This window comes from Hoeflea sp. EC-HK425 (assembly GCF_902498795.1).
Taxonomy (GTDB): Bacteria; Pseudomonadota; Alphaproteobacteria; order Rhizobiales; family Rhizobiaceae; genus Hoeflea; species Hoeflea alexandrii.
This window is the reverse complement of sequence record NZ_LR701572.1, coordinates 1,034,629-1,056,687: the sequence shown is the minus strand read 5'-3', so window position 1 is coordinate 1,056,687 and position 22,059 is coordinate 1,034,629. Positions and strand designations below refer to the sequence as shown.

The window sequence follows — 22,059 nt, the reverse complement described above, 5'->3', positions numbered from 1 at the left end:
ACCAGCACGATGGCAGATCATGACCACATCATCGTGGGCAGCGGCATCAACGCGCTCGTTGCCGCGGCCATGCTTTCCTCAAAGGGAAAACGCGTGCTGGTGCTCGAACGCGGCGACCGCTTCGGCGGTTGCATGCGCACCGAGGAAATCACCCTGCCGGGGTTCCACCATGACGTCATGGCGGCAACCTTCGTGCTCTTCCTTACCTCCCCCGCCCATGCCGCGCTCGGATCCGACCTTGCGCGGCATGGGTTGGAGTTCTGCCATACCCCGCAGCCAACAGCGGTGATCAGGCCGGACGGCACGTCTCTGGTCCTGACCACCGACCGGGCGGCCAATATCAAGACACTCAATGCTCTCGCGCCGGGCGATGGCGACCGGCACGGCGCTGATGTTGGCGCGATCGAGGCCGATGCACCCTTCCTCTTCGCCCTCCTCGGCGGTGAATTGTGGAGCTGGCCGACCGCCAAATTGTTGATCCAACAAGCCTGGAAGCGCGGACTTCGTGGCCTCGCCGCCTGGATGGGAGAGGCGCTGCGCCCGATCCGCGCCTGGCTTGAGAGCAATTACACTTCCGATCTCGTCCAGGCGCTCTGGGCGCCCTGGGCGCTGCACACCGGACTGACGACCGAATCCGCCTATGGCGGCCAGATGGGCAAGGTCATCGCCTTCGCGCTGGAAGCCGCCGGCGCTCCCGTGGTCCGGGGCGGCGCCGGTCAGGCGGTCGATGCCTTCAGGCGCCTGATCGAGGAGAACGGCGGTGAGCTGCGCGCCGGCGCCGATGTCGACCGGATCCTGGTGCAGAACGGCAAGGCAACAGGCGTCAGGCTTGCCGACGGCAGCGAACTCTCGGCGTCCCATGTCATCTGTTCCGTCGCGCCCGGCCAGCTCTACAACCGGCTTCTGCGCGATGAGACCGCCGATCTCCCGGACAGCACCACCTCCGGCCTGAACCAGTTTCGCCACGGCCGCGGCAATTTCCAGCTGCACTATGCGATTGACGGTCCGATCAAATGGAAGTCGGAAGGTCTTGAGGATGTCGCCCTCATCCATCTGGCCGAGAGTATCGATTCCGTATCCAAATCCTCCAACGAGGCCGAGCGCGGCATGCTGCCGGTCACCCCGACGATCTGTGTCGGTCAGCCGCACCGCCTCGATCCGTCCCGTTGCCCCGAGGGCAAGTCGATCCTCTGGCTGCAGATCCCCGATGCGCCGCGCACCATAAAGGGCGATGCCGCAGGCGAGATCGAAACCGATGGCGGCTGGACCGAGGCCACGCGAGAAGCCTTCGCCGACCGCATCGAGGCGATCCTCGCATCCCACATCGAGGGCTTTGCCGAGAGCGTTCTCGCCCGCAAGGCCTACTCGCCGACCGACCTCGAGACCATGAACATCAACCTCGTTGGCGGTGATCCTTACGGCGGTTCGTGCGCGCTCGACCAGTTCTTCATCTGGCGGCCTTTCCCGCACTCGACGAACAACGCAACGGCGATCGCCAACCTGCACCATATCGGCGCTTCGACCCATCCCGGCCCCGGCCTCGGCGGCGGCTCGGGCTTCCTGCTTGCCAAGAGGTTGGGCGGATGAACGAGATCAAGACGCCCCCCTCCGGCAAGGCCGAGCCGCTGCAGCGGCTTGGTGAAATCGGCCTGTCCAATTTCGCGCCCTATCTGATGAACCGCATCATGGGGCGCTACAATGCGGATCTGCGGCAGGAGATGACCGGACTTGGACTGACCACGCCGAAAATGCGCGCGCTTGCCGTTCTCTCGGTCATCGATGATCTGCCGATCAGCGAGCTTGCGGTCTATGCCGTGGTGGAGCAGTCGACATTGAGCCGTTCTCTCGAGCAGCTGGCATCCGATGGTCTTGTCCGCCGTGATCCGGATCCGAGCGACAGCAGGGTTACACGCATCGGCATCACCGAGACCGGCCGTGCCGCCCTTGATCAGCTCTGGCCCTCAATGGCGCGCATCTACGCCCAGATGTTCAAGGACATCCCGGACGAAGAACGCCAGGCCTTCGTCACCACCTTGCAGAAAATGCTCAAGAACATCCGCAAGCACGATTTCTAATGACGGGAAAGACACAGCATGGCTGAACGTTCATTCGCCAAGGAAGTGCAGAAACTCAAGGTCGGTGAAGGTGAAACCTTCTCCGGCGAGGGTATTCTGGCGCTGACCAAAGCGCTTCTCGAAGCCGGGGTTGGCTATGTCGGCGGTTACCAGGGCGCGCCGATCAGCCATCTGATGGACGTGCTCGCCGATGCCGAGGAGATCCTCACCGAGCTCGGCGTGCGCTACGAGGCCAATGCCTCCGAGGCCGCCGCGGCGGCAATGCTTGCAGCCTCGGTGCATTATCCGATCCGCGGCGCGGTCACCTTCAAGGGACCAGTCGGCGTCAATGTCGCCTCCGACGCGCTGGCGAACCTGTCTTCCTCCGGCGTCACCGGCGGGGCGCTGGTGATCATCGGAGAGGATTACGGCGAAGGCTCCTCGATCATGCAGGAGCGCAGCCATGCCTTCGCGATGAAATCGCAGATGTGGCTGCTTGATCCGCGCCCCAACCTGCCCTCCATCGTCCAGTCCGTCCACCAGGGGTTCGAGCTGTCGGAAGCCAGCAACACGCCTGTGATGCTGATGGTCCGCATCCGCTCCTGCCACGTCACCGGCAGTTTCGAGGCGAAGAACAACAAGCGTCCGCCGTTTACCGTCAAGGACGCGCTGGCCAATCCGCGCAGTGATTATGCCCGCGTTGTGCTGCCGCCGATGTCCTACCTGCAGGAACACGACAAGATCAACAACCGCTGGCCGGCGGCGCAGAAGTACATCGTCGAGCACAAGCTCAACGAGATGTTCGGCCCGAAGCAAGCACCGGTCGGCATCGTGTTGCAGGGCGGCATGTACAATGGCGTGATCCGCGCTCTGCAGCGCCTCGGCCTCGCCGACATCCATGGCGATACCGAGATCCCACTCTACGTGCTCAACGTCACCTACCCGCTGGTCAACGACGAATTCTTTGAGTTCTGCGAAGGCAAGTCCTCAGTCCTGGTGGTCGAGGAAGGCCAACCGGAGTTCATCGAGCAGGCGCTGGGGTCGGCGCTCTACCGGGCCGGAAAGAGCATCAGCCTGCACGGCAAGGACATGCTGCCGATGGCGGGCGAATATACCGGCCAGGTGATGCTCGACGGTATCGAGGCCTTCCTCAAGAAGGCAGCGCCCGAATTGCTGCCCGCCCGTCTGCGCGCGCCCAATTCCGAAGAGAAGCCGGCGCTGCCCGATCTTTCCAAGACCGTGCCGATCCGCCCGCCCGGGTTCTGCACCGGCTGTCCGGAACGGCCGATCTTTGCCGCACTCAAGATGACCGAGCAGGAATTCGGCAAGCACCAGATCGCCGGCGATATCGGCTGCCACCTGTTTGCCAGCCTGCCGCCATTCGAAATCGGCGGTTCGACCATGGGTTACGGCCTCGGCCCGGCCTCGAACGCGGCTTTTGACGGCGGCGGCGAGAAACGTTCGATCTCCATTCTTGGCGATGGCGGCTTCTGGCACAACGGCCTGTCCTCCTCGATCGGCAACGCCGTCTATAACAAGTCGGACGGCGTCATCGTCATCGTCGACAATTTCTACTCCGCCGCCACCGGCGGCCAGGACATCCTGTCATCACGCGCCGACAACGCCTCCAAGGCCACCGGCCACCCGATCGCCGATGCGGTCAGGGGTGTCGGCGTCAAATGGGTGCGCCAGCTCGACCGCACCTATGATGTGCCGAAGATGCGCGAGATCCTGAAGGAGGCGCTGACCACCGACCATGTCGGCCCCAAGGTCATCGTCGCCTCTTCTGAATGCATGCTCAACAGGCAGCGCCGCGAAAAGCCGCTGATGAACAATGCGATCAAGGAAGGCCGCCGGGTCGAAAAGCCGCGCTTTGGCGTCGATGAGGACATCTGCACCGGCGATCACGCCTGCATCCGGCTGTCGGGCTGCCCGTCGCTGTCGCTCAAGAAACTCGACGATCCGCTCCGCGACGATCCGGTCGCCAGCATCGACCAGAGCTGCGTCGGCTGCGGCAATTGCGGCGAAGTCGCCGATGCCGCGGTGCTGTGCCCGTCCTTTTTCCGCGCCGATGTCGTGCACAATCCGGGCTGGTTCGAACGCACGCTCGGTTCTTTCACCAGCCGCGCCATCGCCTGGCTGCAAAACCGCCGCTCCCGCGGCCGCATCGAATTCGTCCGGACCTGATTAATGGCAAGCAAGACCCAAACAGCACTGCAATCCAAGGCCCATGACCCGGCGCTCGATCAGATCATCAAGCTGGCGATCATGGCGGTCGGCGGCCAGGGTGGCGGCGTTCTCACCAACTGGATCGAGGATTGCGCCCACCGCAATGGCTACGTGGTGCAGGCGACCTCGGTGGCGGGTGTCGCCCAGCGCACCGGCGCGACGATCTATTACATGGAGATGGCTCCTGCCCAGGAACGCGCTCCGGTGTTCTCTCTTCTGCCGGCCGCAGGCGATGTCGACATTCTGGTCGCCGCCGAGATGATGGAGGCCGGCCGCGCCATCATGCGCGGTTTCGTCACCCCCGACCGCACGACACTGATCGCGTCCTCGCACCGGGCGCTGGCGGTCTCGGAAAAGACCGTGCCCGGCGACGGCATCGCCGATTCCGAGGAAGTGATCGCGGCGGCGGAAATCGCCGCGCAGCGCTTCATCGCCTTCGACATGGAGAAGATGGCGGTCGACGCGGGCTCGATGATCTCGGCCAGCCTGTTCGGCGCACTCGCCGGTTCCGGCGCCCTGCCCTTCGAGCGCGAGAGTTTCGAAGCCGCGATCAAAGCTTCGGGCCGCGGTGTCGAGGCGAGCCTTCGTGCCTTCGCGGCCGGTTTCGAGGCCGCTGCCGGCGGCAAGATCGAACGGCCCCAGGCTGGCCAGGCAAAACTCCCGGCAGCCAATGCGCCGGCGGGACCGAAGCATCTGGTCGAGCAGTGGTCCAAGCTCGAAGCCCGCGCTGCCGCCATGCCCGAAGCCGCGCGCGAGATGGCACTTACCGGGCTTCGCGCCGTGGTGGATTTCCAGGACCTCGATTATGGCGCCGAGTATCTCGACCGGCTCGAGCATGTGCTCGCCCAGGACGACCCGGCCAAGGGGCACGAGCTGACCCGGGAAGCGGCGAAATACATTGCCAAGGCAATGGCCTATGACGACGTCTTCCGCGTCGCCGATCTCAAGACCCGCGGCAGCCGTTTCGCCCGGGTTCGCACCGAGATCGCCCCGGCAAAGGGCGCGCAGATGAAACTGACAGAATTCATGCATCCGCGCGCCGAGGAGATCGTCGGCATGATGCCGTCCGGCCTCGGACGCCGGTTGTCCAACAGCCAGGGCGGCATGCGTCTGATCGACCGGCTGTTCAACAGGGGCCGCAGGCTCAGAACCGACAGGCTGCTGCCCTTTGCCCAGCTCTATGTGCTTGGCGGCCTGCGCAAATACCGCCGCGGTACCTTGCGTCACGCCATCGAGAAGGAACACATGGAAGCCTGGCTCGACAAGGCCCTGACCTACCGAAAGATCGACTATGCGCTCGGTGTCGAGACCCTGCGCAACCGCCGCCTGGTCAAGGGCTACTCCGACACCCATGCGCGCGGCCTGTCGAAATTCGACCGGGTGATGGATGGCGTGGCCCTGCTCGCCGGCCGGGACGATGCCGCCCACTGGTGCAGGCTCTTGCGCGAGGCAGCGCTTGCCGATGAAAAGGGCGACCAGCTCGAAGGCGCGCTCAAGACCGTACGCTCCTTTGCGGGCCAGGCAGAAACCGCAATGCAGAACTGAGCCCTTTGGCCCGGGAAAGGCCGGTTTCTTGCCCTGCATCAACGCCGTGCCAAGTTTGCCTGCCACCGCAGGCCTTGCGGAAAATCACACCCGGACTTACATAGGCCGCATCAGCGAGGACGACCTCCCCATTCAGGAAAAACCGCCGGGACGACCCGGCAATCCATGAGGGACTCCCATGCGAACAGTCAGGGACAGACTTCGTCACGCGCTGAGTTTTGAAATCATAGCTCTTTTCATCGTCATACCGGTCGGCGCCCGGGTATTCGATGTTCCGCTTGGCAGCATCGGCATTGTCGCGATCGTCAGCGCCACCATCGCCACGATCTGGAACTACCTCTACAATCTGATGTTCGATCATGCGCTTCTGCGGCTGGTTGGCCGCGTGCAGAAGTCCCTGCCGATCCGAATCATTCATGCGCTGCTCTTTGAAGCGGGACTGCTTCTGATCCTTCTGCCCTTCATCGCCTGGTATCTGCAGGTCAGCCTGACAGATGCCTTTCTGATGGATGTGTCCTTCGCGGTTTTCTACCTGGTTTACGCCTTTGTCTTCAACTGGGTTTACGATCTCGTCTTTCCCCTGCCGCGGGCTACGGCGGCACAGGATACGCAAACGCGGATCTGAACCCGAGCACCGCCGAACAAACGAGAACGGCCGCGGATTGCTCCGCGGCCGTTTGCATCTTTGTCAGGTGACGCCTGGGATCAGGCAAACCACCAGCGCTCGGCAACCTTGTTGCCATCGCTCTGCCAGTTGGCTGCCACGGCATCATCATGGGCAAGGCCCTTGCCATGGGCGTGGATGAAGCTCGCCCACATGCCGACGATGGCACCGCCATCATCCTGCAGCAGCTTCTGGGCTTCCCAGTACTGCTCCTTGCGCGTGGCTTGGTCGGTTTCGGAGCGGGCCATAACCACCAGCTCGTTGAACTTCTCGGCCGACTCGCCGGTTTTCCAGGCGGTGTCGTTCCACTCGGTATCCGATGTGTAGGCTGCCGAATACATCCAGTCCTGGGTCGGGCGACCGCCCCAGTAGCAGGCGCACCAGGGCTTCTTGTTCCACACATTGGACCAGTAGCCGTCGCTCGGCTCGCGCACCAGTTCGATGTCGATCCCGGCTTCCTTTGCCGAGGCTGCAACCAGCTGGGCCGCATCGACGGCGCCCGGGAAGGCGGCATCGGAGACCGAGAGCTGGATCGCACCGGAATGGCCCGACTTCTTGTAATGGAACGCGGCCTTTTCAGCGTCGAACTCGTGCACCGGCAACTCGGTGTTGAAGAACGGCATCGAGGCATTAACCGGCACGTCATTGCCGGGTTCACCGTTGCCAAGCAGGATCTTGTCGACCAGTTCCTGGCGCTTGATCGCGTACTTGAGCGCCATGCGCAGGTCGTAATTGTCAAACGGGGCAGAATTCACCCGCATCGGGAAAGTGTAGTGCTGCGTGCCGGTGGTCTTGAGGATATCGAGCGTCGGCACCCGCCCAAGCAGGGTCACGGTCTTCGGGTCGACATTGTCGATGAAATCGACGTCGCCGTTCATGATCGCGTTCTGGCGGGCTGTAGTGTCGGACAGGGTGATCATCTCGACTTCATCGAAATGGGCACGGCCTTCCTTGAAGTAGTTCGGGTTGCGCTTCATCTGGATCCGCACGCCCGGCTCGTAGCTCTCTACAATGTAGCCGCCGGTTCCCACCGGGCTGTTCGGATCAGAGATCGCGCCGTCTACCGATGGCATGATCATGATGTGATAGTCGGAGACGATGTAGGGGAAGTCGGCATTGCCGCCGTCGAGTTCGAAGATCACCCGGTTGTCGCCGTCCTTCTTGATCTCCTTGATCGCCGAAAGCAGCCCCTTGGCGGCGGACTTCGAGTTTTCGTCGCGATGATAATTAAACGTCGCGATCACATCGTCGGCGGTCATTGTCTTGCCATTGTGGAACTCGACGCCCTGCCGCAGGTCGAATGCCCAGGTTTTCGCACCGTTCGAGGGTTCGAAGCCCGATGCGAGTTCAGGGATCAGCGTGCCGTCATTGTTGACTTCCGTGAGATGGTTGCCGCGCGCATAGACAATAGCCTGCGTCATGCCGTTTTCCGACGTGCCTGCATCCAGAGCATCCGTGGTCGAGCCATAGGACGAACCCATGCGAATCTTGCCACCCTTCTTCGGCGTCGCAGCCAGCACGTCGGTTGCCAGCGTAAGCGCCGAAGGAACAGCAAGGCCGGCTGCAATGGCGGCCCTGATGAACTGCCGGCGGCCAATCTGACCTTCGCTGAGCCAGCGGGCCTGTTTTTTCAGATACTCTTCTTTCATGGTACGTCTCCGTTTGGTTCCCATAATTTTTGATTGGCGGCGTGGCACAGATCGCCCCGCCACTGAGGTTTTGCCTATCCTCCCCCGCTGCACCGGATTGTCAACTGAGCAGCAAGCCTCGGTGATAGTTTGCTATACCCCATCGACACCGGAAAATGTAGGGCAAAGACGCACTTAACCGACTCCATCGGAAATACGAAGGGCGAAGCAACGCACCCGATACACGCTATGCGGGCTCTCCCGGTGGCACGTTTCGACTGCATGCTTGCGTGTAACACCGGCATAAACCCATGACCCGGTTTACAACTGCCCTGCACTGGACAACAATGTGAACCAAGGCTGGCCGGAGGGGGGCTCATCACTCCGGTCGGTTTCACGAGATGGCAACAAGACCATCGGAAATTCGGGGAAGGAAAGCGCACTTGAATGCAGTGCTGTCGACCATACTGAAACGACTGGGGCTGGGCATCGCCACGCTTTTCGTCGTTTCAGCCATCATATTCAGTTCGATTTCAATGCTGCCCGGCGATTTCAGCGAAGCCGTGCTCGGCCAGGCCGCAACCAAGGAAACCGTGACCGCGTTCCGCAAGGAACTGGGCTTGGACAAGCCCGCGCCCGTCCGTTACTTCGAATGGGTCGGCTCCGTACTTCAGGGCGATTTCGGAACGTCCTTTTCAGGCCGCAACGCATCCGGACAGGACCGCTCGCGCCAGGTGGTCGATCTTGTCATGCCGCGCCTTTGGAACACCTTGTTCCTGGCAGGGGTCACGGCCCTGATCGCGGTTCCGCTGGCTCTTTTCCTTGGCCTGACAGCCGCGCTTTACCGCAACACCGCCTATGACCGTGTTGTCAATGCCGCGACGCTGACGACCATCTCGACACCGGAATTCTTCGTTGCCTATATCCTGATCCTGTTCTTCGCCTCTCTATGGCCCGTGTTTCCCTCGCTTGCCAATATCGATGCCTCCACCGCCTTGGGCGAAAGGCTATACCGGGTTGCGCTTCCGGCGCTGACGCTGACGCTGGTGATTGTCGCACACATGATGCGCATGACCCGTGCCGCCATCATCAACCTGCTGGCCAGCCCCTATATCGAAATGGCAAGGCTGAAAGGTGCTTCACGGTCCGAAATCATTCTCAAGCATGCCCTGCCTAACGCCTGGGCACCGATCGCCACCGTGATTGCCTTCAACCTCGCCTACCTGGTGGTGGGCGTGGTCGTGGTTGAAGTGGTCTTCGTCTATCCGGGCATAGGCCAGTTGATGGTCGACGCCGTGACCAGCCGCGACATTCCAGTGGTGCAGGCCTGTGCGCTGATTTTTGCGGCGACCTATATCCTCCTGAACCTGACCGCCGACATCATCGGCATCGTCACCAACCCGCGATTGTTGCACCCCAGATGAGCGAGCAGCCCGAAACCTACGCCGCCGCTGCCGAAGTCGGTGCGGTCAGAAAGCGCCGCACCCGTCTTGAGCGGTTCAGCTTGCTGATGAAATCGGCCCCGCCCAGCGCCTGGTTCGGCATGATCGTGGTCGCGCTTTACATCCTCGTGGCCATTTTTGCCGATGTCATCGCCCCCTATGGCGAGGCGGAGATCCATCCGGTTCCCTTCGCCCCCTGGAGCGATGAGTTCATCTTCGGAACCGACCAGATCGGCCGTGACGTGCTCACGCGGCTGATCTATGGCGCCCGCAACACCATGGGCATTGCGCTGGCCACCACCTTCCTGTCGTTCCTTATCGGCGGCGGCCTTGGTCTTGTGGCGGCGATCAACCGCAGTTGGCTCGATCAGGGGCTCAGCCGGTTCGTTGACGTGCTGATGGCCATCCCCAGCCTGATCTTCGCGCTGATGCTGCTGTCGATCTTCGGCTCGACCATCACCAGCCTGATCCTGATCATCGCGGTTCTCGATTCCACCCGCGTCTTCCGCCTCACCCGCTCCGTCGCCGTCAACGTCGCGGTGATGGACTATGTCGAGGCCGCGCGCCTGCGCGGCGAAGGCCTGGGCTGGGTGATGCGGCGGGAAATCCTGCCCAACATCATGCCCCCGCTGGTCGCAGAATTCGGCCTGCGCTTCTGCTTCGTGTTCCTCACCATCGCGGCGCTGTCGTTTCTCGGCGTCGGCATTCAGCCGCCGACCGCGGATTGGGGGTCCATGGTCCGCGCCAATGCCTCGCTGATCCAGTTTGCAAAATACGACATGACAGCAGCCATCACGCCACTGCTGCCGGCAGCCGCCATCGCGCTGCTCACCGTGGCCGTCAACTTCATCGTTGACTGGTTCCTGCAGAAAACCAGCGGGCTTCGCGAATGACCGACAACCACGAACCCAATCATGACATTCTGCTCAAGATGCGCGACATCCGCATCGATGGCTTTTCCGACGAGCAGTGGCATCCCATCATCAAGGGCGTCGACCTGACCCTTCGCCGCGGCGAGATCATGGGACTGATCGGCGAATCGGGGGCCGGAAAATCGACGCTTGGCAAGGCCGCGATGGGCTACACCCAACCCGGCTGCAAGCTGACCGGCGGTTCGATCCTGTTTGACGGCATCGATCTTGCAAAAGCCAGCGACAGGGAAAAGCGCAGGCTCTGGGGCACGCGCATCGCCTATGTCGCCCAATCGGCCGCAGCCTCCTTCAATCCCGCCCATCGCCTGATCGACCAGACCGTGGAAGCGGCCAACCGGCGCGGGATCAGGCCCGACGCGGACTCGCGCACCGACGCGGTCGAGCTGTTCAGGGCCCTGCAATTGCCCAATCCCGAGACCATCGGCAGCCGTTATCCGCACCAGGTTTCCGGGGGGCAGCTGCAGCGGGTCATGACGGCCATGGCGATGTCGCCGCGCCCCGACCTGATCATATTCGACGAACCGACCACCGCCCTTGATGTGACCACCCAGGTCGAAGTGCTCTCGGCGATGCGCAACATCGTCGAGGAGTTCAACACTGCAGCAATCTACATCACCCACGACCTTGCCGTGGTTGCCCAGATGGCTGATTTCATCAAGGTGTTGCGCTACGGCGAGGAGGTCGAGCAGGCACCCACCCGCAAGATGCTGACCCAGCCCGAAGAAGCCTACACAAAATCGCTATGGTCTGTGCGGGCGCTGGAAAAGCCGGAGGTCAAGGGAGAGGACATCGTTCTCTCGATCAATCACGTCGACGCGGCCTACGGCCCGGTCAAGGTATTGCACGACGTCAACATTTCGATCCCGCGCGGGCGAACCGTTGCGGTGGTCGGCGAATCCGGATCGGGCAAATCGACAACCGCGCGGGTGATTACAGGACTGCTGCCACCATCGGCCGGAGAAGTGGTTTTCAACGGCGAACCCTTGCCCGCGGCACTCAAGGACCGCAGCAAGGATCAGTTGCAGAAGATCCAGATGATCTACCAGATGGCGGATACGGCCATGAACCCGCGGCAGACCGTCGAGGAAATCATCGGACGGCCGCTCGAATTCTATCTCGGGCTCACCGGCAAGGCTCGCGAAGCCAGGGTGATCAAACTGCTGGAGATGATCGAACTGGACGACAGTTTCATGGACCGGCTGCCTTCGGAACTGTCCGGCGGACAGAAACAGCGCATCTGCATTGCCCGTGCACTTGCTGCAAACCCGGAAGTCATCATCTGCGACGAAGTCACCTCCGCGCTCGATCAGATCGTTCAGGAAGGCATTCTGCAACTGCTGTTGCGGCTGCAAAAGCAGTACAACATCACCTATCTCTTCATCACCCATGACATTGCCACGGTGAAGGCGATTTCCGACGAGATCGTGGTGATGCTGCAGGGCAAGGTGGTCGAACAGGGGCTCAAGAGCGAAATCCTCGCGCCGCCGTTTCCGGACTACACCGAACTCCTGCTGTCTTCGGTCCCGGAAATGGATCCCGACTGGCTCACCAATCTTCTGGCAGATCGCAACACCTGACTCGCTTGAGCACGTGGTTTAGCGTGCTGCCATAAGTGCAGGAAGATCGGCAACCGATCCAATCAGAACATCCGCCAGCGCCTCGAGGGTCTGGCGTGTGCCGGTTCCCGAGAGCACCCCGATGGCGGCACCCGCGGCGGCAGCCCGCGCCATCTCCATGTCATGGCCGTTGTCGCCAACCATGGCGATCTGGGAAGGATGCAAGCCCAGATGCATGGCAAAGGCCAGCAGCATGCCCGGTTCGGGTTTCGGCCCATGGCCGCTGTCATAGCCCGCGATAAACCCAACTTCGGAGGTCAGATCAAGCACGTCGACGGTGCGCCGGATACTGGCCTCCCCGTCGCTCGAGGCGATCCCGATTGCCATGCCGGAACCGGCGAGGCTTTGCATCAATGCTTTGAGATCGCAGATCGGCCAGGGCGATTCCGCGCCCTCGACAAAGGTCTTGTCGAGAAGCTGCATCAGCTCTTCGGGCTCGAAGGGGCTGCCGTGTACAACCATGTGCGCGGCGATTTCCCTGGCATTGGCGGCAGCAAACATGCTGTCTGCCCTGGTCTTGCCGGACACCGGATCCATGCCGCATTCGACAAGCAGGCGTTCAGCCAGCGCTGGGTCGCCGTCGGCCGCAATCAGCGCACCCTTGCGGTTGGTATCCGCCCAGGTCCGGTCAAAATCGACCAGTGTGCCATCCTTGTCGAACAGGATTGCCTTGATCTCGTGTCCCAGTTTGAATGTCATGATGCTTTTCCGGTTTGACACGAGCAGTGCCTCGCGATTGCATGTACGTCAACACCAAGGTGATCTCGAACATGAAGGACACATCCTTGCGCCCAGCCCCATACGACAGCTTGCTTGACGAAGAGACCTGGGCCTTCGTCGACAAATCGGTCGCCTTCTACCCCGAAAACGCGACCAGCCTCGATTATCAGGGCCAGCGCGACGTCTACGACGCGCTGTGCAAGGCCTTCGATGCGGGCCGTCCCTCCGGCGTATCGGTTCGCGATCATTCCCTCCCGGGGGCGGTCTCGCCAATCTTCGTACGCGAATACAGGCCGGCCAGCGCCACTCCGCAAGCAACCGTGCTGTATCTTCATGGCGGCGGCTTCATCCTTGGCGGGTTGGAGAGCCATGACAGCATCTGCGCCGAAATCTGTGACCGCACCGGATATGAAGTCGTGGCCGTCGACTACCGCCTGGCGCCCGAACACCTGCATCCGGCCCAGTTCGAGGATTCACTGGCTGCATTCCGGTTCATTGCCCGTAACCGTCGCCATCCCGTGATCCTCGCCGGTGACAGCGCCGGCGGCAATCTGGCTGCTGCGGTCTCTTGGGCGACGCGCGGTGAAGCGCATGTTCCCGCCGGACAGCTCCTGATCTACCCGGCACTGGGCGCGGATACATCCAGGGGCAGCTTTGTCACCCACATGAACGCGCCCATGCTGACCACCGCCGACATGCTCTATTATGACGAGTTGCGTTCGGGCGGTTCTTCTCCGACCGGAGATCCCCGCTTCACCCCGCTCGCCGCGGCCGATTTCACCGCAATGCCGCCAACCCTGGTCTTCACCGCTGAATGCGATCCGCTGGCAGGCGATGGCCCCGACTATTGCAACCGCCTGACCGCAGCTGGAGGCAAGGCGATCTGCTTTGAAGAGACCGGGCTCGTCCATGGCTACCTGCGCGCCCGGCACTCGGTCGGCCGCGCCCGAGACAGTTTCGACCGGATGATAACGGGCTTGAAGGCACTCGCCGCGAGCGAATGGGCCTATTGAGCACGGTCGACGGCGCTGCCGGCTTAGACAAACCGGCGTGGGATCCGTTCGTTCCATTCCTTGTCGAACATCACGGTGTCGTTCTCCGTCGCCGTCAGCCTGCCGGTTATGTGGAACCAGTCGCTGTCGCAGCGCATCTCCATTTCCGCGATCGTCCTGGTCCACCAGCTGTCGCGTCCCCCGGTCTGCTCCCAGCGGATATGCGCCGTTGCCGACAGCGGGTCGTCCGGCTGGATCGACCAGCGCTCATGCGTCTTGCTGCCGGAGATCAGACCATGCTGCAGATCCCTGTTCTCCCCCGCATCGTTGAGGATAGACGTGGTGATAACACCGGTCTCGGGATCGATCTCGGTGGTCCGCGTCGAGGCGGACGGCCGCAGGTTCTCATGCCGCCAGGGTTCGGCGCCAACCGGCTTTTCAAAGCTGCATTCATCCCTCTCGGCCAGCACGCTGCGGCAGGGAAGTTCAAGCATCCCCGCTTCAAGAGTTATCGTTGCGTTTTCCGGCGCGGGCCAGATGAACGGCCAGTAGCTGGTCGAAACCGCGATCCGCAACCGGTGCCCGGCAGGCAAGCGGTAGGCGATCTGGTCGAGCGTTACGGTCGCCTCGAAAGTCTCACCCGGAGTCAGCCGTTCCGGTGCCTCGGCGGAAGCCCGGTGCGTGAGATTGAGTACGCCCATGGTGATCAGCGCCGATGTCCCGTCCGGACGCAGGTCGCAAAGCCGCACAGCCACTTGCGCCAACGGTTTGTCGGACCTGGCGCGGATCACAAGCCGCGGCGCGCCAACGATGTCGAGCGTCTCCTCAAGCACAGCGCCGTCGAAGCACGCGGATCTCAGATCATCCGCTGTTTGCTCATCGGGCAGTTCCGGCCCATAGGCGAACGGGAAATACTCGCCCGTCTGGCTGCCACAATCCACCGGTGAGCAGATTGCAACAGCTTTGCTCATGGCGCCCTGCCCGAGGCTGCCGTCACCGAGAGCAAACTCTTTCGAAACGATCCCCGCCGCCGGCCATTCGGCTTCGGCAATCCATCGTCCCGGCCGTTCATCCACCCAGCGCTCCGGCGCGATGCTGTCCATCAGCCAGGCCCGGTAGGCCGGCAGGTTTTCTGCGCCATTGTCGATGCCCTTGAGCCAATGGTCCCACCAGCGCCTGGCTTCCTGCAGGAAACCGATCCGCGGTTCTGGTCCGGCGTAGTGGGGATACTTGTGGATCCACGGACCGACAATGCCCTTGACCGGGGCTTCGAGGTGCTCGACGAGGTTCGAGATCGTGTTGCGGTAACCGTCATGCCAGCCGCCAATCGACAGCACCGCCGCCTCGATCGCACCATAGTCTTCGCAGATAGAACCATGTTTCCAGTAGTCGTCCCGCGTCTGCCGCGAGATCCATTCGCGCGCCAGAAACGGCATTTCCCGCAAACGGTTGAGCCACTGTTCCCGCCAACCAGGCCCCATCAGCAACGGATCCGGCGGACGCGACGAATAGGACAGCATGTTCGCCGCCCAGCCGAAATTCTCGCCCAGCAGGCAGCCACCCTTGAAATGGATGTCATCGGCAAAGCGGTCGGCCGTCGAGCAGATGGTGATGATCGCCTTCAGCGCCGGAGGCCTCAGTGCCGCAACCTGCAGCGAATTGAAGCCGCCCCAGGAAATTCCCATCATCCCGGCGGTCCCCGAGCACCAGGGCTGGCTCACCGCCCATGCGATCACGTCGCAGGCATCCTGCAATTCCTGCGGCGTGTATTCATCCTCCATCACGCCTTCGGAATCGCCGTTGCCGCGCATGTCGACCCGGATACAGGCATAGCCCTGTCCCGCCATCCATGGATGGGTCAGGCTGTCACGAACGATCGTGCCATCGCGTTTGCGGTAAGGAAGATGCTCCAGAATGACCGGAACCGGGTCGTCTTCCGCATCTTTCGGTATCCAGATCCGGGCCGACAACCGGCAGCCGTCGGGCATCTCGATCGACTGGTCCTCGATCTCGATGATCTTGCGCGCAAACCCGGTTTCGGTCTCCGGCATGAATGACGCCATGACATGTCTCCCCGACAGTTGAACAGGCTCGAACCTGTCATGCCGGAACCGCGCTGCGCAATGGCCTTGGCGGCAGATTGTGGAAAACGGATTGAACCGATGGAGGTACGCAAAACTGCTCCGCCTGCTCCTTTCAGCATCGGTGCATTGTCAGGTGGCATGCAGCGGGCTTACCAGCCCGCGCGGGCCTTTTCCTTCGGGTGAAAGCGCACCGCCGGAAATCGCGGCAACGATCTCGATACCATGCTGCTCAAGCACGCGAAATGCGTCTTGATGCTCCTCAAAGGCGATGATGCGGCCCGGAGACAGGACAATTGGCGCAAGCCGCCTCAGTCCCTGCGATACAGGAGGCTGCTGATGCCGGACGTCGATAAGGTCCAGTTCCTTGACGGCCAATCCCTCCGCCAGCGCGTCGAGGAACGGCAATCTGCAAGGTTCGATCCCGAGCGGCGCGCCGGGATTGGCCGATCGGACCAGAAACGAGTTCGCACGGCCAAGCAGGTTCTCGTCGACCAGCATGCAATCGCGGCTGAGCGGCAAAAAACAGTCATCGAGACACGCGCAATCCGTCCCGGTCAGATCAAGCCAGAACACGGCGCCACTGCAGTCCTGGCGAAACAGCGATGCTGCCAACAGCGACAGCGCCTGCACGCTTGTGTTGGCTGTGATCGCTCCGACCCAGATCCTGTCACCTGGCATGGCGATGTCATTGCCACTGACCGGCGGGCACGACCGGTCGGCCCCATCGGCGCTCAGCCAGAACTCGAACCGGGACTGGTCAAACAGCGGCGCGAAGTTGAGCACGGTCGCAAGGGTGATCGTATTGGCTCTGGCGCTCCGCCCTTTCGGTTGGGCAAGCACCACTCCGCCATCAATCACGCGGAACCGTTCGCGCAAATGCATGACCCCGTCGAGTGGCGGCAGCAACCAGTGGGAATTCTCGTCAAAGCTTGGACCCACACGCTCAAATCCCGAAGGCAGATCGCCCGTCTTCATCCCCTCCATGAGACAGCGCGTAAGTGTTTCGGCAGGCTGCTCGCTCAGCCACGAGATGATATCGCAACCCGCATTGCCCAGTTCATGATCGGCTCCGGTCATCCGCCGCTCGAGAATCCAATCCCGTGCATCCGCAAAGCCCAGGGCCGAACGCAAGAGCACATCCATGCGCCTGACAGACACGCCGGCTGCTTCCAGTTCCCGCACCATTCGCTGATGTTGCCGTGAAGCCGGATCCACTCCTCTTTCACCGCCCCAGCCTATGACGCCCAAAGGGTTGCACACCGGTCCCTGGACCAGAACGTCGCGCAGAACGCCGATATCATTGATGACGGAAACTGGTGTGCCGGACCGGGTCATGATTTTCCCACCTCCAGGCGCATTGGCGCTGGTTGATGAAACCATGCTCCGTCTAAAGCGATACCCGCACATTGACGTTCGTCAATGCGGGAACCTCGCCTGTCCATGCTTGACGGCAAGCGCGCGGAACCGCGCCACATTCGATCCGTATCGCTCAGTAAGAGGCGATCCGGTTGAGATCTTCCCGGGTTTCGCCCGAGTGGCTGATGAGCGCGTTGGCGTCAATCAGTTCGAAATGCTTGGCATTGATGATGCGGATTACCTTTGCCCGCGCCAGGGTCTGTATGTTGCGGCTGAGCGTCTCGGGTGTCGTTCCGAGATAATCGGCGATATCCCTGCGGCTCAGCGGGATATGCACGACCGATGGCGATGCATCGCCGCCTTCCCGATGCTGGTTTCTCGACCGTCGCGAGAACACATAGAGCAGTGTTGCCACGCGTTGCATCGTGGTGTGACCATTGGTGATCGCAGCCCACTCCCGGACCGCATCGAGTTCGTCGAGCTTGGCCTTGAGCATCTCGTGTTCAACGGTGGGATGGTCCGCGAGAAACCGCTCGAAGCCGGAACGGTTCATGGCGCACAGCGTCACATCTGTAACCGCCTCGTAGGAGAATTGCGATTCCTCGGCAAAAAGGCGCCCGAAAAAGTCCGATGGAAACAGAAGCCCGACAATATGGTCGTCGCCACTGGCCGATGCACTCGAGAGTTTGACAACACCCTCGACGATATTACCGACAATGTCGCTGACCTCTCCCTGCCCCTGGATGACGGTGCCGCGCACAAACTTGCGGACATGCGATATGCGGTTGAGTTGCGCCATCGCGTCTGCTGACGCAGCGCTGCAGACAGACCGGTTGTGAATCGGGCAATTCGTGCATTTGCCGCACGAACAGGCAAGATCAACGGCATTGTCCATATGCACATTCCTGCTCGACCGGGGCCCAGGTCCACAGGCGGCCTGATCGCATGAAGAAACATCCGGGCCACCTGGGGTTCGCGGCGCAGTCAATCGCACTGCCGGTAAGGCGTCAAGGACTAACCCGTACGACCTTTGATTGAAAAACCGCCGTCGCGACTACGCCGATCAGTGTAAGCGATGATCACAGGCGCCATTCGCTTGTTCGAGAATTCGAACCACCTCCTGATCATCGACCTGCCGGAAATCCCGGTAATGTGCTCCAACGGCCCGAAAGGAAGACGGAATTTCCAGACAAATCACATCCTCGGCCAGTGCATGCAACTTCTCCACAACATCGACTGGCGCCACCGGCAGTGCAACGATCAACCGCGTGGCGCCGCGTTCGCGCAACACCCGGAGGGCGATGCGCAACGTGGCTCCTGTGGCAGCGCCATCGTCAACGACGATCACCGGTCTGCCTTTGACTGCAAGGGTCGGCCGGTCCCCGCAGTAAAGCCGTTTCCGGCGCTCGAGCTCAGGCAGGACCTCCTGTGCCAGATCTCGGACCTCTTCATCATCGAGTCCGAGTTGGTCACAAACCTCCCGGTTGATCGTCAATTGCATCTTCTCGCCATCACTGATCGCACCAATGGCGACCTCCGGATATCCCGGCGCACCGACCTTTCGCACCAGCAGAATATCGAGCGGCAGATCCAGTGCCTCGGCAACCTGCTCAGCCACCGGCACCCCGCCACGCGGCAGCGCCACCACGAGCGCCATCTTGTGGTCGAAACCGGACAATTGCCGGGCGAGCTCCCGGGCAAGTTTCTGACCGGCGTCGTTTCGGTCCGCAAACATCGCCTTCTCCCCACGCGTGAAGTCGAGCATCAACCGTGGCAAGATAGCGTACTGGATCGCGTAGCCATTGACCGGCATCAAAACCGCAATGCCAGTCCGCCCCACTCAGCCCTGTGCAAGCGCGGCCGGCCTGAGCGCTTCGATTGCGGCGGGAAGATCGAGCAGGCTGGAAATGACCCGGTCCGCGCCAAGTTTATCGGCGGGCACATTGGTGTAGCCGCCATGCACCGCCACGCTTGCCATGTTGGCGGCCTTTGCCGCGCCGATGTCGGCCGGACTGTCGCCCACCATCAAGGCTCGGCTGGCCGCAACTCCCATAACCGAAAGTGCGTGATGCAGCATGTCGGGCTCGGGCTTGCGCGCCGGCCCGGTATCGCCGCCGACCACGACCGCCACCTGCCCGTCGATCCCGAAATGCCTCAGGATTTCGTGGGTAAAGGCTTCAGGCTTGTTGGTGACCACACCAATCCTGACGCCTGCCCGATGATAGTTCGAAATCAGTTCCAGCGCGCCTGGCATGGCGACCGTGTGCCGGATCAGATGCTTGCCGTAGATCCCCATCATCCGGTCGGTCGCAGCATTCAGCGCATCGCCTTCATACTGCGTCCCTACCGATGCATAGGCCCGCTCTACAAGCTTCTTGACCCCGTTGCCGATCATGCCGCGAACCGCGTCCACGCTCACCACCGGCAGGTCATCGCCCAACAGCAGCTCATTCACCGCAGCGGCAATATCGGGCACTGAATCGATCAGCGTTCCATCTAGATCGAAAAGAATTGCCTCGGGCCAGCCGGACGGGACACTCTTGTTAACCGACGCATCAATCACGCATTTTCCTTCCACTTGATCGAACACCCCATCGAGGCGATCTGGTCTTCCGGCCCCTTGCCGGTCTCCGCCACATGGCGCATCGCCTCGTAGAGGTCACGCCTGAGATCCGCTGGTCCGGACTGCTTGCGCGACGCGTCGAGCCGCCCGCGATATTGCAGTTCCATCTGAGCATTGAAGCCGAAAAAATCCGGCGTGCAGACCGCACCCCAGGCAAGCGCCACGGACTGGTCTTCATCATAGAGATACGGGAACGAAAATCGATGCGCTCCGGCAAAGAGCTTCATGTTTTCAAATGAATCTTCGGGATAGGCCTCGACGTCATTGGACGAGATCGCCACGAAGCCGATGCCGATGTCGGCCAGGTCCTCGGCGTCGCGCACGATCCGGTCGATCACCGCCTTGACGTAGGGGCAATGGTTGCAGATGAAGGCCACCACCAGCCCATTTTCGCCGGCCTGATCAAGAACATTGCGGGCCTGTCCGTCGACGCCGATCAATCGGGCGTCACTCGGTTTCCATCCAAAATCACACAAGGGGGGAATTGCGGCCATTGGACGTCTCCTCGATCAGTTCCGGTAACAAGTCTTAGCGCAGCGCGCCATCGGATGCCGCGCGAATGGCTTCGATATTGGTTTTATACGCTGTTTGTGTCCCTCCTTTGAACACAGCGGATCCTGCAACCAGCACATTGGCGCCGGCGGCCGCCACCAGCGGCGCGGTTTCGGGCGTCACGCCTCCATCGATCTCGATGTCGATCGGCCGGTCGCCGATCATGCTCTTCACCCGCGCCACCTTGTCGACCACCGCCGGGATGAAGTTCTGTCCGCCGAAACCCGGGTTGACCGTCATCAACAGGATCAACTCGAGCCGGTCGAGCACGTATTCAATGACGCTTTCCGGCGTCGACGGGTTGAGCGAGACCCCGGCCTTCTTGCCAAGATCGCGGATCGCCTGCAGCGACCGGTCGAGATGTTTTGTCGCCTCGGCATGCACCGTGATGATGTCACAGCCGGCATCGGCAAAGGCCGCCAGGAAGGGATCGCATGGCTCGATCATCAAATGGCAATCGAAGATCTTGCCGGTGCGGTTGCGCACCGCCTTGATGATCGGCGGACCGAAGGTGATGTTGGGCACATAATGCCCGTCCATCACGTCGAGATGAATCCAGTCGGCACCTGCCGCGACGACCGCTTCGATCTCGTCACCCAGCCTAGAGAAATCAGCCGACAGGACAGAGGGCGCGATGATGGTCTTTGTCATGCCCCCGCCTCCGCTTGACCGTCCGGGATGCCCATGGTGAACACCCGGCTGACCTTCAGGTCCTCGGCCGTGATCGTCGACAGGTCTTCCGCCGTCATCGGTCCGGTGGCAGTCGAGAACAGCCGGTTGGCCTGCCGCAGCCGCGCCCGGTCGAGAGCGTTGCGGATCGAGCGCGCATTGGCGAAATGCGGCTGCTGCCGCCTGAGCCGGATATAGCGCTGCATCAGATCGTGGGCTTCATCGTCAAAATGATAGGTCTGCTGCTTGAGCATGCCATCGGCGATCTTCAGCAGCTCCGCCTCGCTGTAGTCGGGAAACTCGATATGGTGGGCGATGCGTGACCGGAACCCGGGATTGCTCTCGAAGAACTTGTCCATCCGGTCGGCATACCCGGCAAGGATCACCACCAGATCCTCGCGGTTGTTCTCCATCACCTGCAGCAGGATCTCGATCGCTTCCTGGCCGTAATCGCGCTCGTTGTCGGGCCGGTAGAGGTAATAGGCCTCGTCGATGAACAGCACCCCGCCCATCGCCTTCTTCAGGATTTCCTTGGTCTTGGGCGCGGTGTGGCCGATATATTGCCCGACCAGGTCATCGCGCGTCACCGACACCAGATGGCCTTTGCGGACGTAGCCGAGCCGGTGCAGGATATTGGCCATCCGCATCGCCACCGTGGTCTTGCCGGTGCCGGGATTGCCGGCGAAATTCATGTGCAGCGTCGGCGTCTCGTGGCTGAGCCCCATCGCCTTTCGGGCCCGCTCGACGATCAGCATCGCGGCGATCTCGCGGATCCGCTGCTTGACCGGTTTGAGCCCGATCAGCTCGCGGTCGAGTTCGTCCAGCACCTCGGCGACACCGGATTTTTTGTATTCCTCGCGCAGGTCGATCGCAGTCGGCAAGGCCTCTGCTTCATCAGGCGCAATCAGGTCAGCGGCGTCGGCCATCATGGTCTCCTCAACGATTGCCGCCGG

General features: G+C 61.8%; 19 protein-coding genes. 9 read left to right on the top strand and 10 right to left on the bottom strand.

Annotated features, from left to right (window positions below):
• The first annotated feature begins 9 nt into the window (after positions 1-9).
• The 5 genes from SPHINGO391_RS07745 (at position 10) to SPHINGO391_RS07725 (ending at position 6,453) form a co-directional block, all read left to right on the top strand.
• The gene (locus SPHINGO391_RS07745) at positions 10-1,587 is read left to right on the top strand and encodes an NAD(P)/FAD-dependent oxidoreductase (RefSeq protein ID WP_152008288.1); all 1,578 of its coding nucleotides are present in this window, start codon (positions 10-12) and stop codon (positions 1,585-1,587) included.
• Positions 1,584-2,075, top strand: coding sequence for a MarR family transcriptional regulator (locus tag SPHINGO391_RS07740; RefSeq protein ID WP_152008287.1), 492 nt, complete (start codon positions 1,584-1,586; stop codon positions 2,073-2,075). Before SPHINGO391_RS07745 ends, SPHINGO391_RS07740 begins: the two co-directional genes overlap by 4 nt.
• An 18-nt stretch (positions 2,076-2,093) precedes the next feature.
• The gene (locus SPHINGO391_RS07735) at positions 2,094-4,241 is read left to right on the top strand and encodes an indolepyruvate ferredoxin oxidoreductase subunit alpha (protein WP_152008286.1); all 2,148 of its coding nucleotides are present in this window, start codon (positions 2,094-2,096) and stop codon (positions 4,239-4,241) included.
• Positions 4,242-4,244: 3 nt separating this feature from the next.
• On the top strand, positions 4,245-5,828 hold the full coding sequence (locus SPHINGO391_RS07730) for an indolepyruvate oxidoreductase subunit beta family protein (RefSeq protein ID WP_152008285.1): 1,584 nt from the start codon (positions 4,245-4,247) through the stop codon (positions 5,826-5,828).
• Between the two features lie 178 nt (positions 5,829-6,006).
• Positions 6,007-6,453 carry a PACE efflux transporter gene (locus tag SPHINGO391_RS07725; RefSeq protein WP_152008284.1) on the top strand — a complete coding sequence of 149 codons (447 nt, stop codon included), beginning with the start codon at positions 6,007-6,009 and terminating at the stop codon, positions 6,451-6,453.
• Between the two features lie 80 nt (positions 6,454-6,533).
• Here the strand turns inward: SPHINGO391_RS07725 and SPHINGO391_RS07720 are convergent, their stop codons facing one another.
• On the bottom strand, positions 6,534-8,141 hold the full coding sequence (locus SPHINGO391_RS07720; RefSeq protein ID WP_152008283.1) for an ABC transporter substrate-binding protein: 1,608 nt from the start codon (positions 8,139-8,141) through the stop codon (positions 6,534-6,536).
• Positions 8,142-8,563: 422 nt separating this feature from the next.
• On the opposite strand from SPHINGO391_RS07720, the gene SPHINGO391_RS07715 reads away from it, so the two are divergent.
• Genes SPHINGO391_RS07715 through SPHINGO391_RS07705 form a run of 3 tightly spaced genes read left to right on the top strand, consistent with a single transcriptional unit; the run spans position 8,564 to position 12,071 of the window.
• A complete protein-coding gene (locus SPHINGO391_RS07715; protein WP_152008282.1) occupies positions 8,564-9,544 on the top strand; it encodes an ABC transporter permease in 981 nt (326 codons plus the stop codon).
• Entirely contained in the window at positions 9,541-10,455 is a 915-nt protein-coding gene (locus tag SPHINGO391_RS07710; RefSeq protein WP_152008281.1) for an ABC transporter permease, read from the top strand. Before SPHINGO391_RS07715 ends, SPHINGO391_RS07710 begins: the two co-directional genes overlap by 4 nt.
• Complete coding sequence (locus SPHINGO391_RS07705; RefSeq protein WP_152008280.1) at positions 10,452-12,071, top strand: ABC transporter ATP-binding protein; 1,620 nt, start codon at positions 10,452-10,454, stop codon at positions 12,069-12,071. Before SPHINGO391_RS07710 ends, SPHINGO391_RS07705 begins: the two co-directional genes overlap by 4 nt.
• Positions 12,072-12,089: 18 nt before the next feature.
• Here the strand turns inward: SPHINGO391_RS07705 and SPHINGO391_RS07700 are convergent, their stop codons facing one another.
• The gene (locus SPHINGO391_RS07700) at positions 12,090-12,809 is read right to left on the bottom strand and encodes an HAD family hydrolase (RefSeq protein WP_152008279.1); all 720 of its coding nucleotides are present in this window, start codon (positions 12,807-12,809) and stop codon (positions 12,090-12,092) included.
• Between the two features lie 71 nt (positions 12,810-12,880).
• Here SPHINGO391_RS07700 and SPHINGO391_RS07695 point away from each other — a divergent pair, with 71 nt between their 5' ends.
• Entirely contained in the window at positions 12,881-13,843 is a 963-nt protein-coding gene (locus SPHINGO391_RS07695; RefSeq protein WP_152008278.1) for an alpha/beta hydrolase, read from the top strand.
• A 23-nt stretch (positions 13,844-13,866) separates the two neighbouring features.
• Here SPHINGO391_RS07695 and SPHINGO391_RS07690 read toward each other — a convergent pair whose 3' ends face one another.
• The 8 genes from SPHINGO391_RS07690 to cbbX all read right to left on the bottom strand — a co-directional run bounded on the left by SPHINGO391_RS07690 (position 13,867) and on the right by cbbX (position 22,032).
• Positions 13,867-15,885 (bottom strand): CocE/NonD family hydrolase, encoded by a 2,019-nt coding sequence (locus SPHINGO391_RS07690; RefSeq protein WP_152008277.1) that lies wholly within the window; start codon positions 15,883-15,885, stop codon positions 13,867-13,869.
• Between the two features lie 150 nt (positions 15,886-16,035).
• The gene (locus SPHINGO391_RS07685) at positions 16,036-17,241 is read right to left on the bottom strand and encodes an arginine deiminase family protein (protein WP_193217226.1); all 1,206 of its coding nucleotides are present in this window, start codon (positions 17,239-17,241) and stop codon (positions 16,036-16,038) included.
• Positions 17,242-17,395: 154 nt separating this feature from the next.
• The gene (locus tag SPHINGO391_RS07680; RefSeq protein WP_193217225.1) at positions 17,396-18,061 is read right to left on the bottom strand and encodes a Crp/Fnr family transcriptional regulator; all 666 of its coding nucleotides are present in this window, start codon (positions 18,059-18,061) and stop codon (positions 17,396-17,398) included.
• Positions 18,062-18,325: 264 nt separating this feature from the next.
• Entirely contained in the window at positions 18,326-18,997 is a 672-nt protein-coding gene (locus tag SPHINGO391_RS07675) for a phosphoribosyltransferase family protein (protein WP_210385776.1), read from the bottom strand.
• 105 nt (positions 18,998-19,102) lie between these two features.
• Complete coding sequence (locus SPHINGO391_RS07670) at positions 19,103-19,825, bottom strand: HAD-IIIA family hydrolase (protein ID WP_244615140.1); 723 nt, start codon at positions 19,823-19,825, stop codon at positions 19,103-19,105.
• A complete protein-coding gene (locus SPHINGO391_RS07665) occupies positions 19,822-20,379 on the bottom strand; it encodes a thioredoxin family protein (RefSeq protein WP_152008273.1) in 558 nt (185 codons plus the stop codon). Before SPHINGO391_RS07665 ends, SPHINGO391_RS07670 begins: the two co-directional genes overlap by 4 nt.
• Positions 20,380-20,413: 34 nt before the next feature.
• Entirely contained in the window at positions 20,414-21,088 is a 675-nt protein-coding gene (rpe, locus tag SPHINGO391_RS07660) for a ribulose-phosphate 3-epimerase (protein WP_152008272.1), read from the bottom strand.
• Entirely contained in the window at positions 21,085-22,032 is a 948-nt protein-coding gene (gene cbbX / locus SPHINGO391_RS07655; protein ID WP_152008271.1) for a CbbX protein, read from the bottom strand. Before cbbX ends, rpe begins: the two co-directional genes overlap by 4 nt.
• Positions 22,033-22,059 lie beyond the last annotated feature (27 nt).

Excerpts from the sequence above, each read along its gene's own strand:
- SPHINGO391_RS07745 (WP_152008288.1), top strand. The coding sequence starts at position 10 with ATGGCAGATCATGACCACATCATCGTGGGCAGCGGCATCAACGCGCTC.
- SPHINGO391_RS07740 (WP_152008287.1), top strand. The coding sequence starts at position 1,584 with ATGAACGAGATCAAGACGCCCCCCTCCGGCAAGGCCGAGCCGCTGCAG.
- SPHINGO391_RS07735 (WP_152008286.1), top strand. The coding sequence starts at position 2,094 with ATGGCTGAACGTTCATTCGCCAAGGAAGTGCAGAAACTCAAGGTCGGT.
- SPHINGO391_RS07730 (WP_152008285.1), top strand. The coding sequence starts at position 4,245 with ATGGCAAGCAAGACCCAAACAGCACTGCAATCCAAGGCCCATGACCCG.
- SPHINGO391_RS07725 (WP_152008284.1), top strand. The coding sequence starts at position 6,007 with ATGCGAACAGTCAGGGACAGACTTCGTCACGCGCTGAGTTTTGAAATC.
- SPHINGO391_RS07720 (WP_152008283.1), bottom strand. The coding sequence starts at position 8,141 with ATGAAAGAAGAGTATCTGAAAAAACAGGCCCGCTGGCTCAGCGAAGGT.
- SPHINGO391_RS07710 (WP_152008281.1), top strand. The coding sequence starts at position 9,541 with ATGAGCGAGCAGCCCGAAACCTACGCCGCCGCTGCCGAAGTCGGTGCG.
- SPHINGO391_RS07705 (WP_152008280.1), top strand. The coding sequence starts at position 10,452 with ATGACCGACAACCACGAACCCAATCATGACATTCTGCTCAAGATGCGC.
- SPHINGO391_RS07700 (WP_152008279.1), bottom strand. The coding sequence starts at position 12,809 with ATGACATTCAAACTGGGACACGAGATCAAGGCAATCCTGTTCGACAAG.
- SPHINGO391_RS07695 (WP_152008278.1), top strand. The coding sequence starts at position 12,881 with ATGAAGGACACATCCTTGCGCCCAGCCCCATACGACAGCTTGCTTGAC.
- SPHINGO391_RS07690 (WP_152008277.1), bottom strand. The coding sequence starts at position 15,885 with ATGGCGTCATTCATGCCGGAGACCGAAACCGGGTTTGCGCGCAAGATC.
- SPHINGO391_RS07685 (WP_193217226.1), bottom strand. The coding sequence starts at position 17,241 with ATGACCCGGTCCGGCACACCAGTTTCCGTCATCAATGATATCGGCGTT.
- SPHINGO391_RS07680 (WP_193217225.1), bottom strand. The coding sequence starts at position 18,061 with ATGGCGCAACTCAACCGCATATCGCATGTCCGCAAGTTTGTGCGCGGC.
- SPHINGO391_RS07675 (WP_210385776.1), bottom strand. The coding sequence starts at position 18,997 with ATGTTTGCGGACCGAAACGACGCCGGTCAGAAACTTGCCCGGGAGCTC.
- SPHINGO391_RS07665 (WP_152008273.1), bottom strand. The coding sequence starts at position 20,379 with ATGGCCGCAATTCCCCCCTTGTGTGATTTTGGATGGAAACCGAGTGAC.
- rpe (WP_152008272.1), bottom strand. The coding sequence starts at position 21,088 with ATGACAAAGACCATCATCGCGCCCTCTGTCCTGTCGGCTGATTTCTCT.
- cbbX (WP_152008271.1), bottom strand. The coding sequence starts at position 22,032 with ATGGCCGACGCCGCTGACCTGATTGCGCCTGATGAAGCAGAGGCCTTG.